At 61.1% G+C, this 14263-nt stretch carries 13 protein-coding genes; 8 read left to right on the forward strand and 5 right to left on the reverse strand.

All coding sequences use genetic code 11. The annotated features are described in order from the left end of the window. The first annotated feature begins 34 nt into the window (after positions 1–34). From motA to BM131_RS12640, 3 genes are read left to right on the forward strand one after another with little or no spacing between them, the layout of a single operon-like run. Positions 35–901, forward strand: a complete 867-nt coding sequence (gene motA, locus BM131_RS12630; RefSeq protein ID WP_090190015.1) for a flagellar motor stator protein MotA — start codon at positions 35–37, stop codon at positions 899–901. Continuing rightward, the gene (locus tag BM131_RS12635) at positions 898–1167 is read left to right on the forward strand and encodes a hypothetical protein (protein ID WP_090190016.1); all 270 of its coding nucleotides are present in this window, start codon (positions 898–900) and stop codon (positions 1165–1167) included. The genes motA and BM131_RS12635 overlap by 4 nt, the downstream gene beginning before the upstream one ends. After that, on the forward strand, positions 1164–1595 hold the full coding sequence (locus tag BM131_RS12640; RefSeq protein WP_090190017.1) for a hypothetical protein: 432 nt from the start codon (positions 1164–1166) through the stop codon (positions 1593–1595). Before BM131_RS12635 ends, BM131_RS12640 begins: the two co-directional genes overlap by 4 nt. Before the next feature lie 25 nt (positions 1596–1620). Here the strand turns inward: BM131_RS12640 and uvrA are convergent, their stop codons facing one another. Together uvrA and BM131_RS12650 are read right to left on the reverse strand one after the other, a co-directional pair. Next, positions 1621–4125, reverse strand: coding sequence for an excinuclease ABC subunit UvrA (gene uvrA / locus BM131_RS12645; RefSeq protein WP_245754235.1), 2505 nt, complete (start codon positions 4123–4125; stop codon positions 1621–1623). Between the two features lie 379 nt (positions 4126–4504). Continuing rightward, positions 4505–5170, reverse strand: a complete 666-nt coding sequence (locus BM131_RS12650; RefSeq protein ID WP_245754236.1) for a GntR family transcriptional regulator — start codon at positions 5168–5170, stop codon at positions 4505–4507. A 160-nt stretch (positions 5171–5330) separates the two neighbouring features. On the opposite strand from BM131_RS12650, the gene dctP reads away from it, so the two are divergent. From dctP to BM131_RS12675, 5 genes are read left to right on the forward strand one after another with little or no spacing between them, the layout of a single operon-like run. Further along, positions 5331–6320 carry a TRAP transporter substrate-binding protein DctP gene (dctP, locus tag BM131_RS12655; protein ID WP_090190019.1) on the forward strand — a complete coding sequence of 330 codons (990 nt, stop codon included), beginning with the start codon at positions 5331–5333 and terminating at the stop codon, positions 6318–6320. A 59-nt stretch (positions 6321–6379) separates the two neighbouring features. Continuing rightward, on the forward strand, positions 6380–6946 hold the full coding sequence (locus tag BM131_RS12660) for a TRAP transporter small permease (protein ID WP_245754237.1): 567 nt from the start codon (positions 6380–6382) through the stop codon (positions 6944–6946). Next, the gene (locus BM131_RS12665) at positions 6946–8265 is read left to right on the forward strand and encodes a TRAP transporter large permease (protein WP_090190020.1); all 1320 of its coding nucleotides are present in this window, start codon (positions 6946–6948) and stop codon (positions 8263–8265) included. The genes BM131_RS12660 and BM131_RS12665 overlap by 1 nt, the downstream gene beginning before the upstream one ends. Then, entirely contained in the window at positions 8265–9533 is a 1269-nt protein-coding gene (locus BM131_RS12670; RefSeq protein WP_090190021.1) for a malonyl-CoA decarboxylase, read from the forward strand. Before BM131_RS12665 ends, BM131_RS12670 begins: the two co-directional genes overlap by 1 nt. Positions 9534–9545: 12 nt before the next feature. Then, the gene (locus BM131_RS12675) at positions 9546–11060 is read left to right on the forward strand and encodes a malonate--CoA ligase (RefSeq protein ID WP_090190022.1); all 1515 of its coding nucleotides are present in this window, start codon (positions 9546–9548) and stop codon (positions 11058–11060) included. Here BM131_RS12675 and BM131_RS12680 read toward each other — a convergent pair. The 3 genes from BM131_RS12680 to BM131_RS12690 are packed head-to-tail and all read right to left on the reverse strand — an operon-like array spanning position 11057 to position 14263. After that, the gene (locus BM131_RS12680; protein WP_090190023.1) at positions 11057–12304 is read right to left on the reverse strand and encodes a glycerate kinase type-2 family protein; all 1248 of its coding nucleotides are present in this window, start codon (positions 12302–12304) and stop codon (positions 11057–11059) included. The genes BM131_RS12675 and BM131_RS12680 overlap by 4 nt on opposite strands. Beyond that, positions 12304–12990 carry a D-lyxose/D-mannose family sugar isomerase gene (locus BM131_RS12685; RefSeq protein WP_090190024.1) on the reverse strand — a complete coding sequence of 229 codons (687 nt, stop codon included), beginning with the start codon at positions 12988–12990 and terminating at the stop codon, positions 12304–12306. Before BM131_RS12685 ends, BM131_RS12680 begins: the two co-directional genes overlap by 1 nt. A gap of 1 nt (position 12991) precedes the next feature. Continuing rightward, entirely contained in the window at positions 12992–14263 is a 1272-nt protein-coding gene (locus tag BM131_RS12690) for an amylo-alpha-1,6-glucosidase (RefSeq protein ID WP_090190025.1), read from the reverse strand.

The following is a 14263-nucleotide window of genomic DNA, read 5'->3' on the forward strand; positions in this document are numbered from 1 at the left end:
GTAAGAATAGTTTGAACGAAAGGTGGATGGATCAATGACACTCTTAATCGGTCTTGTCATGGTCTTCGGGTTGGTTTTTGGCGGCTTTATGCTGTCGGGCGGCAACATGGATATCGTACTTCACGCCCTCCCCTACGAGGGCATGATGATCGGCGGCGCGTCCCTTGGGGCCTTCGTGATCGCCAACTCTTTCTCCGTCGTAAAGTCATCGGCTGGCGGTGTCGTCCGTGTCATGAAGGGCCCGCGCTGGAAGGCCGGCGACTACAACGACCTGCTGAACCTGATGTACGAACTGGCCCGCTTGTATAAAAGCAAGGGCATCGTTGCGATGGACGAACACATTGAAAATCCAGAAGATAGTGCGATCTTTCAACGGTATCCAAAGCTGATGAAGGACCACTTTATCACCGACCTGATCAGCGACAGCTTTCGGATTATGTCGATGCAATTCGATGACCGCTACCAAATGGAAGACGTCATCAACCGCAAGATCAAACGCCACCACCACGAAAAACTAGTGTCCGCCCGCGCCATTCAAAGCATGGCCGACGGCCTGCCCGCCATTGGCATCGTTGCTGCCGTTTTGGGTGTGATCAAGACGATGTCCTCTATCGACAAACCACCAGAGATTTTGGGTGCCATGATCGGCGGCGCGCTTGTCGGAACATTCCTTGGTGTATTCTTGGCCTACTGCATGGTGCAGCCGATTGCAGGCCGGTTAGAGCAGATCGAAGAAGAGGACGGTGCAATCTATACGGTCATCCGTGACATCATTGTCGCAATCGTCTCTGGCCACCCCCCCGGCGTCTGCATTGAACTGGGCCGCGGCAATATCCCGACGATCAAACAGCCCAACTTCTCAAGCGTCGAAGCATCGCAGCGCGAGCTACCTGCAGCATGATCCGAACCGCCCTAGCCGCGCTATTTGGCCTGTGGGCTTTCGTGGGTCCGGTCTATGCGGCCGAACCCGCTCCGGCCGATGATCACGGCACTGCTGATAAAGCAGCGGCAACGGAACCAACTGGCCCCACCCTGCCCACATCCATGCTGCGCCACGGCGTCGCCGGATACGTGCCCCCGCCAGAGGGGATCGCAATCCTTGACCCCGCAATTCTAGCCGCCATGCGCGAGCGTCTGATCATGTACGTCCCGGAAAAGTCGCAATGACGAAACGCCGGACCGATGGCTTGGCTGTCCTGTCCCGGCTCAAGCGTCACGAGATCGAGGCCGTCGCCCAACAGATGGCAGAGGTGAACCGCGCGCTTGGCGTGATCGAGGCAGAGCGGCAGGACCTTTTGAACCACATCAATGAACGCGGCGACCCTGATGCGATTGAAAGCGCCCGCGTGCATTCAGCCTTTATTCGCAACGTGTCTGAAACCATCCACCGCAAAGAGGCTGAAGCGGCGCGCCTACGAGAAAGCAGCGCGGGGGTGCATCAACAGCTGAACGGTCTGTTTGCCGACGCGAAACGACTTGAAATGATTAGCACCAGCCGCGCTGAGCAACGAAAGCAGCGGCGCAATCAGTTAGAAACAGCCGCCCAGAACGAGGCGTTCTTGGCAATCTGGCTACAGGACCGCGCCGCCGACTAGCCGCCGGGCAATTTAGCTTATGTCATCACACATGTGCCGCCGGAAAAAGGAACGGCGCGGTCTTGCTCGTGCTTGATTGCGCCACCTGCGCGGGCGGACCTTCGGCCACGACCTTGCCACCCTCGCCCCCTGCACCGGGGCCGATATCAACGATCCAATCGCTCTGCCGCGCGACCAGCATGTTGTGTTCGACCATGATGACGGAGTTTCCTGCCGCGACCAGACGGTCCAGCTGCGCCAGCAACAAGGTCACGTCCGCCGGATGCAGCCCCGTCGTCGGTTCGTCCAGAACATATAGCGTATCGCTGCGCTGCGCGCGCTGCAGTTCTGTTGCCAGTTTGATCCGCTGCGCCTCGCCGCCGGACAGTTCTGTCGCAGGCTGGCCAAGCCGCAGATAGCCAAGACCGACTTCACGCAGGGCCGAAATTGCGCGCGCGATCGCCGGCGCGTCGGCAAAGAAGTCGTGCGCCCCCTCGACCGTCAGATCAAGAACCTCTGCGATCGTCTTATCGCGATAACGAATTTCAAGGGTTTCATCGTTGTAGCGCTGCCCACGGCACACCGGGCAAGGCGCGTAAACGCTAGGCAGGAAAAGCAGTTCAACACTGACGAAACCAGCACCTTCGCAGTTCGGGCAACGGCCCTTGGCCACGTTAAAGGAAAATCGCCCGGCATCATAACGCCGCGCCCGTGCCTTATCTGTTGCCGCGAACAGTTTGCGTACATGATCAAACAGCCCGGTATAGGTCGCCAGGTTAGACCGCGGCGTGCGGCCGATGGGTTTTTGGTCCACGACAACCAGTCGCTGGATATGCTGCATACCATCGACGATATGCCCGCCCGTTGGGGTGTCCATTTCCTGCTCCAGCAGTTCCGGCTCATTCTCTGACGCCTCGACTGCGGGCTTTTGACCCAAAGCGTCACCGACAAATTCGACCAGCGCCTGACTGACAAGGCTGGATTTGCCGGACCCCGAAACGCCCGTCACCGTGGTCAGCACGCCCAATGGCAGGTCGATATCAAGGTCATTCAGGTTATTGCGTGTCACACCTGCCAGCCGCAGCCAGCTTTGCGGCTCTCTAGGTGTGCGGCCCTCTGCACGCGCATCCGCGAACAGATGCCGCGCGGTCGCAGACGCATCAATCGCGCGCAATCCATCCACCGGGCCAGTATAGACAACGCTGCCGCCGTGGGTGCCTGCGCCGGGCCCAATGTCCACGATCCAATCCGCGTGCTTTATGACACTGACGTCATGCTCGACCACGAACAGGGAATTCCCTGCACCTTTTAGTTCGTCCAAAGCACCCAGAAGCGCCTGCGTATCAGCGGGGTGCAGCCCCGCTGACGGCTCGTCGAGCACATAGACCACGCCGAACAGCTGCGACCGGATCTGTGTGGCCAGCCGCAACCGCTGCAATTCCCCCGGCGACAGGCTAACGGTATTGCGTTCAAGCGACAGATAGCCAAGGCCAAGGCGCGTCAGCGCGGCCACGCGGGCCATGATGTCAAGGGTAATGCGCTGCGCCACGATGCCCTTTTCGGGATTCATGTCATTGGCCACCGGCTCCCGGTCCGCAGCATTTTGCAGCAGCGTCGCCAGATCGTTCAGCGTCAGCCGCGAAATCTGACCAATATCAAGCCCCTCAAAGGTGACCGAAAGCGACTCGCGCTTTAACTTCTTGCCGTCGCATTCCGGACAGACGGAAATGTCCATGAACTGGGAAACGCGTTTTTTCGTCCGGGCGCTTTGCGTTGTCGTGAAGGATTGCAGCACATAATTGCGGGCGCTGGTGAATGTCCCCATATAGGTCGGCGACCGGTTTTCTGCGCGCGCGCGGCGCGTCTCCTGCGGGGTCATCCGCGCATAAACGGGGACTTCGGGCGCGTCATCCGTGAACAAAATCCAATCGCGCGTTGCCTGCGGCAGGTCCTGCCACGGCGTATCAATGTCGTACCCCAGCGAAATCAGGATATCGCGCAGGTTCTGCCCGCCCCACGCGGGCGGCCACCCGGCAATGGCACCCTCGCGGATCGTCTTGGCCTTATCCGGGACCAGCAAATCCTCGGTCACGTCAAACACCCGCCCGATGCCGTGACAGCGCGGGCAGGCCCCGTCTGGCGTGTTGGGCGAAAACGCATCCGCGTATAGGATCCCCTGCCCCTTGGGGTATTCACCCGCGCGGGAATATAGCATGCGCAACCCGTTAGAGATCGTCGTGACGCTGCCCACAGAGGACCGGGCCGACGGCGCACCCCTTTGCTGCTGCAAAGCGACGGCAGGCGGAAGCCCCTCGATGCTGTCGACGTCTGGCTCCCCCACCTGATCAATCAACCGCCGCGCATAGGGCGACACGGAATCCAGAAACCGTCGCTGGGATTCTGCGAACAATGTGCCAAACGCCAGCGAGGATTTGCCAGACCCCGAAATGCCGGTAAAGACGACCAGCGCGTTGCGCGGCACGTCGATATCGACATCCTTCAGATTGTGAACACGCGCGCCCCGCACCTGAATACAGTTTTCACGCCCCAAAAGGCTGGCTTCAGATTTTTTCAGTGTGATCTTGTGACCTCATTTGCTGTTTGGTTTCCCAACATTCGCGTGAGTCAGGGGTTTTGCGGCGATCAATGCGCCAGATTAAGTCCTCATGTGCCCGCCCAGATGTCGTCCGGCACGTCTTAATCAGACATAGCTCACAAGTTCAGCGGGTCGAATTTAACCGGCCTGAAAAGTAAAGAACCTCCGCCGCGCCTAAGCGCATCAACGACCGCGGTGATGCCCTTAGTCAGCCGCGCTTTGTGCGGCAGACCGCACCGCAACATGCGCCGCGTCAGGCGTGACGGGCGGCAGTCGGACAAGGAGCCTTTGTCATGGATACCGCAAATACTCCCCCTGCCCTTCCGGTCGGATATCACAAGGTGCTGTCGGCCTTCTGGCGTTGCAGGGTGGCGATCAGGTCCGTGTATTGATCGTTTTGGATTGCCACATGGGTCCGCATCGCGTCGGCAGCTTCGGCGGCGTTTCCGGCAATAATTGCCTCTAGAATGCGCGCGTGTTCTTGCAACGATGTGCCGACGCGGGCGCGGGCGCGCAACTGCAAGCGGCGATAGGCCTGCAGGCGTTTTTGCGTGCGATTGATTTCCAAGTGCAGGAAATCATTGCCGCCAATGACACGGATGGCCTCGTGAAAGGCCTCATTGGCATAGTAATAGGTATCGCTATCTCCGGACTCGGCTGCCGCGACGCAATGATCGTGGCACGCTTGCAGCGTTTCCGCATCAGACGCAGTGGCGCGGCGGGCAGCATTGCGGGCGCAAAGCGCCTCTAGCTCTGCCATCACCTCGAACATCTCTCTCAGGCGGACGGGGCCCGGATCGACGACAAAGGCACCGCGGCGCGGAAACTGTTCGACAAGGCCTGTCGCCGCAAGCTGAAATAGCGCTTGGCGGATCGGCGTGCGCGACACGCCAAAATCCTGCGCCAAGGTAACTTCGTCCAGCCGCGCGCCGGGCCGCAAGGCACCGGTCAGAATGCGGTCTTCGATCGCGTCACGCAGGTTGGATGTATCACTGCTCAAGTTAACTCTCTTTTTCCTGATCTCACTATAAATACAAGAAACCGCTTCTTGTATACAATAGTTCTTGCCGTTCATGGATTAGCTGTTACCCTTACGTCACGCGCCGGTCCAGTCTTGGAGGGGACCCCGGCGATCCGTGATATATTGGGGAGGAAAACCAATGAAATACGCTCTTATGGGCGCCGTCGCTGCGCTTGCGACCACCGCCATCAGCTCTGCGGCGTTCGCAGAGACCCTTAAGCTTAGCCATCAGTGGGCCGACGGCGATGTGCGCCACCAAGTCGCGCAGATGGTCGCTGACGATGTTGCTGCGGCCGGTGTTGATCTGGAAATCCAGATCTTTCCGAACCAGACCCTGTTCAAGGCGCGCGAGCAGTATACGCCGTTGTCGCGGGGCCAGCTGGATATGACGATCCTGCCGCTGTCCTACGCTGGCGGCCAGCAGCCTGCTTATAACCTTACGCTGATGCCCGGTCTGGTAAAAAACCACGACCACGGCGCGCGGCTCTCGGCCTCTCCTTTCATGGAAGAGATCGAAAAAGTCATGGCAGGCGATGATGTCATCACGCTGGTGCATGGCTATCTGGCGGGTGGTTTCGGATCGAACAAGGACTGCATCACCAACCCTGATGACGTCAATGGCGTGACAATCCGCGCCGCAGGCAAAAGCTTTGAGCAGATGTTAGCCAGCGCCGGGGCGTCGATTTCGTCCATGGCCTCGTCCGAGATTTATCCCGCCCTGCAAACCGGGGTGCTGGACGCGACGAACACCTCGTCCGAAAGCTTTGTCAGCTACCGTTTGTACGAGCAGCTGACCTGCTACACCCCCGCTGGCGATTTCGCGCTGTGGTTCATGTATCAGCCGCTGATGATGAACAAGACGACCTTTGACAGCCTCTCGGCTGAGCAGCAAACCGCGCTGGTCGAGGCCGGCAAAAAGGCCGAAGCCTTCTATCTAGAGCAGGCTAAACTGGGCGATCAAATTGCGGCCGATGCATTTTCCAATGCGGGCGTAGAGTTGGCACAGATGACCGAGGAAGACTTTAACGCTTGGGTCGCGCTGGCGAAAACAACGTCCTATCCGGCGTTTGTCGAGGAAATGCCAGACGATGGACAGCGCCTGCTGGACCTTGCGCTGGCTGTTGAGTGATCGACGACGGAGGGCGGGTGTACCCCGCCCTCCACCCCTAACTTAAAAGGTTATCCAGCGTGAGTTATTCCGCCAGCGCCCCGCGCACCTTGCCTTTGGCTATTCGTCTTATCTTGGGTATTTCAACGCTTTGCGGGATTGTCGCATCCTTGATGATGTTCGCCGCCGTGCTGATCACCTGCCACATGATCTTTGTGCGCAATGTGCTGAACCAGTCGACCGTCTGGCAGACAGAGGTCGTGATTTATCTGATGATCGCAGCGACCCTGATTGGTCTGTCCTATGTGCAAAAGCTGCGCGGGCATGTGGGGGTCGATCTGTTACCAACGCTGCTGCCCCAACGCATGCGGCGCGGGCTGGGTATTGCCACGCTGGTGGTCACCGCCGTGATGATCGCTGTGATGCTCTATTACGGCTATGACATGTGGCATTTCGCATGGCAGCGCGGCTGGAAATCCGAAACCGTATTGGCCGCGCCGCTGTGGATCCCCTATCTTGCGATCCCCGTCGGCTTTGCCTTGTTCTTGCTGCAACTGCTGGCCGATTTGTGGCTGTCGGTGACAGCCTTTCCCATGGACGCCAAGGGCTTGCCCGCCATTGGCCTTGAGATGTCAGAGGATTACTGATGGACCCCCTTGCCCTTGGTGGCCTCGTTGCCCTGTTCACCGTCGTTGTGCTGTTTTCTGGCGTACCTGTTGCCGTCGGTCTGCTGATTGTCGCGACGGGCTTCCTTTATGTCTTTGACGGCCCGCGCAGCCTGCAAGCCCTGCCAGAGCTGTTTTACGGCGATCTAAACTCCTTTGCCCTGCTATCGATCCCGATGTTCATCATCATGGGGGCGGCGATTTCATCGACCCGCGCCGGGCCCGATCTGTACGAAGCGTTAGAACGTTGGCTGACCCGCGTGCCCGGCGGCCTGCTGGTATCAAACTTGGGGGCCTGCGCCCTGTTCGCTGCGATGTCCGGGTCTAGCCCCGCGACCTGCGCCGCCATCGGCAAAATGGGCATCCCAGAGATGCGCAAACGCGGCTACCCGGACGAAGTCGCAGCAGGCTCTATCGCGGCAGGCGGCACTTTAGGGATCCTGATCCCGCCGTCAGTGACGATGATCGTTTACGGCATCGCGACCGAAACCAGCATTGGCCGCCTGTTCTTGGCAGGTGTCTTGCCGGGTATCTTGCTCGTCTCGCTGTTCATCGCTTGGGCGATCTTTGACACATGGCGGCGCGGCGCGGCGGGTGTGGCACTGTCCGGCGTCACCTATAGCTGGCGCGAAAAGTTCGAGATTTTGCCCCGCGTTATCCCGTTTATCGTGATCATCGCAGGCGTGCTTTACGCCCTTTATGGCGGCATCGCGACGCCGTCGGAAACTGCGGCCGTGGGTGCGCTTTTGTGCATTGTCGTCGCTGTGGTCGTCTACAAGATGGTGCAACCCGCCGCGCTCTGGACGGTGCTGCGTGACAGCACACGTGAAAGCGTGATGATCTTGTTCATCATCGGCGCGGCAGGTGTGTTCAGCTTTATGCTGTCGTCCTTGTTCGTCACCCAGTCCATCGCCGCATGGATCGCCGACCTTGATGTGAACCGCTGGGTCCTAATGGGGGTGATCAACGTCTTTTTGCTGGTCGCTGGGTTCTTCCTCCCCCCCGTCGCTGTCATTTTGATGAGCGCGCCGATCCTATTGCCGATCATCACAGCCGCAGGGTTCGACCCCTATTGGTTCGCCGTGATCGTCACGATCAACATGGAAATCGGCCTGATCACGCCGCCTGTGGGCCTGAACCTTTACGTCATCAACGGGATCGCGCCGGATATCAGCCTGAAAAAGATCTTGGTCGGATCAATGCCCTTTGTGCTGTGCATGGTGCTGGCGATCATCATCCTGTCGGCCTTTCCATCCATCGTGACGTGGCTGCCCGACTATCTCATGGGGCCAGAACTGTGATGCGCGCCACCTCTGTCCTGAACGATCTTGTGGGCCGGGTGGCAGACCGGGGTCGCAGCATGATGGGCACAACCGCGCCGCGCACAGTGGCGCAGTTGTGCGATACCCTGCTGACAGGAAAGGGAGAGGCGACAGGCCTTGCCATCGCCAGCGCGATCTTTGACCGCTATGACGCGATGAGCCCCGCCGCGCGGCATGACTTTTTCACCATGCTGCGCGACCGGTTCAGCGTGGACCGCGCCCGCACCGAAGCGGCCTTGCAGCAATGGCAGGATGGCGACGATACCGCCCTGCGCGTCCTGCACGCCGCGTCAGAGCCGCGATCCCAAGAGCTAATCCGCCGCCTGAACCGCGCGCCCGGCGGCACCCGCCGCTTGGTGGCCATGCGCAATGATCTGCTAAATCTGATGGATGACGATGCAAGCCTTGGGGCGCTGGATGCGGATTTCAGGCATTTATTTTCGTCTTGGTTCAATCGTGGCTTTTTGGAATTGCAGCGGATCGACTGGCACACGCCGGCCAATATCCTTGAAAAGATCATTAAATACGAAGCCGTCCACGAAATCAGCGGCTGGGACGATCTGCGCCGCCGTGTGGCCGCGCTTGACCGCAGGCTTTACGCCTTCTTTCATCCCGCGCTTGGCGATGATCCCCTGATTTTCGTCGAAGTCGCCCTGACGGCGGATATTCCCGTCGACATCGGTGCAATCCTTGCCGCAGATCGTGACATGATGCCGCCAGCCAAGGCGCAGACGGCAGTCTTCTATTCCATCTCCAACTGCCAAACAGGCCTGCGCGGCATTTCATTCGGCAACTTCTTAATCAAGCAAGTGGTCGAAGAGCTGGGCCGCGAATGGCCAAACCTAAGCACCTTTGTGACTCTGTCCCCGGTTCCGGGATTGCGCCCTTGGGCGCTGGCGCAAAAAGACAAACTACCGCCGCGACTGGCGGACGTCGTGACCCAGGCCGAAAGCGGCGCGCGCCCAAGCGGCCTGTCGGACCTGACCGCGCACTACATGCTAGTGGCCCGCAGCACCCGCGGCGGCGCAACTGATCCTGTGGCGCGGTTCCATCTGGGCAACGGCGCGCGGCTGGAACGTATTCACCGCGACGCCGATACATCGGCCAATGGGCAACAGGCGTCATGGGGTGTCATGGTGAACTATCTTTACGATCTTGATACGATTGAACGAAACCACGAAGCCTACTCCACGGCGGACGACATCATCGCGTCGTCCACCGTACGCCGGCTGATTAAGACACGATGACAAGGATCCAATATGTATAGCGCGAACTGTCTAGCCTCCGCCCTGCGCGCCGCCTCGCTCGGGCGCGATGATGCGCCTTTTGCCACCGACGCCAGCACGGGGCAGATCACGACCTATAGCGCGCTTTGGACTCAGGTAGAGGCGATGGCCGGTGCATTGGTCGCCCTTGGCGTCGCACCCGGCGACCGCGTGGCGATGCAGGTCGAAAAATCGATCCCGGGCCTCGCCTGCTATCTGGGCACCGTGCTGGCTGGCGCGATCCACCTGCCGCTCAATACCGGTTATCCGGCGGCAGAGGTGTCGTATTTCCTGACCGACGCCGCCCCGCGCGTGTTCATTTGCGACCCGGCCAAGCTGGACACCATGTCGCCCGTGGCGCTGGACGCTGGCGTAAGCCACGTCTTGACGCTGGACGCAGACGGCGCAGGCACCTTGTCGGACGCCGCTGCCACGGCGACCCCGCTAACGCAGGCGGTGGCAAGAGGCGCGGACGATCTAGCTGCATTCCTTTATACCTCTGGCACCACGGGGCGCAGCAAAGGCGCGATGCTGACCCACGGCAACCTGACATCGAACGCCGACACGCTGCGCGATCTGTGGCAGTTCACCGACACCGACGTGCTGATCCACGCGCTGCCCGTCTTTCACACTCACGGCCTGTTTGTGGCGATCAACGTCACGCTGATGGCGGGCGGCGCGATCATTTTGCACCGCAGCTTTGACGCCGCCGCCGTTCTGGCGGATTTTCCCCGCGCCACATCGCTGATGGGCGTGCCGACCTTCTATACCCGCCTGCTGGACCAGCCCGGCCTGACGAAAGACGCCTGCGCCGGGATGCGCCTGTTCGTGTCCGGATCGGCCCCCATGCTGCTAGACACCCACCTGAAATGGCAGGATCGCACCGGGCATACCGTGCTGGAACGCTACGGCATGACCGAAACCTGCATGAACACATCGAACCCCTACGACGGACAGCGCAAGCCCGGCACCGTGGGATTGCCCCTGCCGGGGGTAGAACTGCGTCTGGCCGAGGCGGACGGCTCCCCCACACCAAAGGGCGCGCCCGGCGGGATCGAAGTGCGCGGGCCGAACCTGTTCAAAGGCTATTGGCAAATGCCTGAAAAAACCGCCGCCGATATGCGCGCCGATGGCTGGTTCATCACCGGCGATATCGGCCAGATCGACGACGACGGCTATGTCTCGATCGTGGGGCGGTCAAAGGATCTGATCATCTCTGGCGGCTACAACATTTACCCCAAGGAAATCGAGGCGCTGATCGACGACATTGACGGCGTGGTCGAAAGCGCGGCTTTCGGCGTGCCTGACGCAGATTTCGGCGAAAGCGTCGCCGTCGCCATTGTGCTGGAACGCGGCGCAACCCTCACGCCGGATGCGATCAAACAGGCCATCGCCCCGCAGCTGGCGCGCTATAAACACCCGAGGCAAGTCCATATCCTTGACGCATTACCGCGCAACACGATGGGCAAAGTGCAAAAGAACCAGCTGCGCGATACCTTTGCCGCCTAGGGCATGATCAGGATCGCGCGGAAATCGTTGACGTTCGTCAGCGTGGGCCCGGTCACGACCTGATCGCCCATACTGGCGAAAAAGCGATGCGCATCGTTGCAGCCTAGCGCGTCTTGCGGCGAAACGTTCAGGCCCTTGGCCCGCTTAAGGGTCTGGGGTCCGGCATAGGCCCCCGCGACCTCTGCTGCGCCATCGACGCCGTCGGTATCGCAGGCGATCAGGTGAATACGCGGGTGGCCTTGCAGGCCGATCGCAGCAGCCAGCGCATATTCCGCGTTCGGCCCGCCGATGCCATTGCCCTGCCGGGTGACTGTGCATTCGCCCCCAGACAGCAACAGCACGGGGCACGTCAGTGGCGCGCCTGCAATTTGCAACGCCAGCGCAGCATGGGACTGCGCCAGATCGCGCGCCTCGCCTTCAAGCGCATCGCCGAGCATCCGCACCTCAATCCCCGCCGCCTGCGCCTGCGCTGCGGCAGCCAGAAGCGAATGGGACGGGGCGGCGACGATCAAGGCAGTGGCGTTTGCAAGACGGGCATCATCCTTGGCGATGGGCGGGGGCGCGGCGGCAATCACAGCACGCAGATGGTCCGGCAGCGCCACGCGCCAATGGTCAATCAACGCCAACGCCTCTTTCGCTGTGGCGCGGCTGGCTACGGTGGGGCCAGAGGCGATCTCGCTCAGGTCGTCGCCGGGCACGTCGGACAGAACCAGCGATAACAGCCGCGCCGGGGCGCAGGCTGCCGCCAGCTTGCCACCCTTCACCGCAGACACCTGCTTGCGCACCACATTCATGCCAGAGATTGGCATGCCAGACGCCAGCAGCGCGGCGTTCAGCGCTTGTTTATCCGCCAGCGTCACACCGTCCACCGGCGCGCAAAGCAAGGACGACCCCCCGCCAGAGATCAGGGCGATCACTTGATCCTCTGGGCCAAGCGTCGCGCAAAGCGCCAGCAGGCGCTGCGCCGCGTCCACGCCCGCTTGGTCAGGCACGGGATGCGCGGCCTCGGTAATCTCGATCCCGGCGCAGGGGCGGGCATAGCCATAGCGCGTAATGACCAAGCCTTCGCAAGGGCCATAGGCGGCCTCGACCGCCTCGGCCATGCGGGCGCTGGCCTTGCCTGCACCGATCACAACAAGCCGCCCCGCAGGGCGCGGCGGCAGATGCGGCGGCAGGCACAGCATCGGATCAGCGCGGGCGACAGCGGCGTGAAACAGGTCCGTCAAAAACGCCTTCGCGTCCATTAGGCCAACCAGTCCCGATAGTCGCTGACCAACAAATGGGTCGGTGCCTCGTCCTCTTCGATCTGGGCAAAGCGGCCGATGGGCGCTTGAAAGATGTTGTCCGTTTCGTCGTCGTTGACGGTGCTGACCTCTCCGATCAGGACATCACCGCCCTCGCCCCAGAAGGCGTGCCAATCGCCGGGGCGCAGCGTGACGCTTTCGCCGGGGGCAAGGCGCAGCTTTTCACCGGGCGCAAAGGGGCGCGCGATGCCGTCGCACATGACGACCCCGCCGCGATCTTCGGCAAAACCGCCTTGGTCGTCAGAGCCGTAAAGCTTTACCACCAGCGCCCCGCCGCCGCGGTTGATGATATCCTCGGCCTTGATGACATGGGTGTGCATCGGCGACAGCTGATCCTGCCGCGAGATCAGCAGCTTTTCCGCGTAGCACATGCCACCACCGCGTTGCAGATCAGACAGCAAACCGTTGCGCAGGGTGAACAGGAACAGACCCATGTCGTCGAACTTGTCCCGGCCATAGTCGGTGATGTCCCAGCCGCAGCGCGCGTTGATGACATGCGCCGCGCCGGGTGCGCGGGCCTTGAACTGATCGGGCGACCAAGACGCAAAGGGCGGCAGGACAAAGCCATAGCTGCGGATCATCTCGTCCGCTTCGGCCATGATCTGGTTGATGCGCGACCGCTTCATCTTAGCGTCCTGCCTGTGCCAAAAACTCGATCACCATGGCCGCCGTCCACGTGAACCGTCCGCCGCCGCAAGGCGTGCCGTCGGTGGGGTCATAGTATTCGGCAAAGCCGCTTTTCTCGATCAGCGCTATGCTGTCAGCCACGATGCGGGCCGCGACATCGCCCTGCCCCGCCTGCTGCAAGCCGTCGGCAATCATATAGTTCACGATCAACCAGACCGGACCGCGCCAATAGCGCAGGCTGTCAAACTCTGCCGCGTCTGGGTCGTGGCTCGGCACAAGGTAGGTCACCTTCTCGCCCAAGATCGTCAGCCGGGTGCCGATGGCCGCAGCGCGGTGCTGCGGGATGGCGGCAAAGGTCGCCAGCAAACCGCCGATGGACGGGCTTTGGATCAATGTGCCCAGCGTGCGGTCTAGGCACAGGTACTGACCCTGCGCATCGCTCCACAGTGTTTCCATTGCGGCCAGACCGCGGGCCAGATGCGCCCGCGCTTGCGCTGCAATACCCGGCTGGTCCAGCGTGTCGGCCAGATCGGCCAGATCGGCGCAGGACCGCAGCAGGATCGCGTTAAACCCCGGATCAACGACCTGAAACGGTGATGCGTCGTGCAATTTGGTGTTGTCCCAGTTCAATCCGCGGAACAGCTGCACAAGATAGATGTAGCGTTCGTATTGCGCCTGCGTTGGGCGGTGATCGGGGTTCGCATGCTGGGTATCGCGGCGCACAAAAGGCAACACGCCCGTGGTCGGCACGCGTTCAAACGCAGCGTCCCAATCGACCGAGTTATCGCGCCCGGATTCCCACGGATGGATGATCGCCACAAGGCCCGTGCCCTGCGGGTCACGGCTGCGAAAGAACCAATCGTGCCACGCTGCGATCTTGGGCAGCAAGGCACCCGCGCGCGCCCGCGCCATGTCGCGGTCCTTGGTCATGTCGAAAATGCGGCGCACGGCAAAGCCTGCGACGGGCGGCTGGGTAATGCCTGACGTTGGCGTCGGGCGGTGCGTTTGCCACACGTCCGGGCCGGGAAAATAGCCGTCGTCGTGCTGGTGGAACACGATATGCGGCACCATGCCGTCGTCCCACTGGTGATCAAACAGCGTGTCGATTTCGGTCCAGGCGCGATCCTCATTGATGTGGGCCTGACCGATCGCTGTCAGGCAGGAATCCCAGTTCCATTGAAAGGGATACAGGCCGTGGGTCGGCACGGTATAGGTGCCGCGATCATTCTCGCGCAGGATCTCGGCGGCGTGGTCAAAGATAGCGTTTGCCAT

The organism is Loktanella salsilacus, from assembly GCF_900114485.1.
Lineage (GTDB): Bacteria > Pseudomonadota > Alphaproteobacteria > Rhodobacterales > Rhodobacteraceae > Loktanella > Loktanella salsilacus.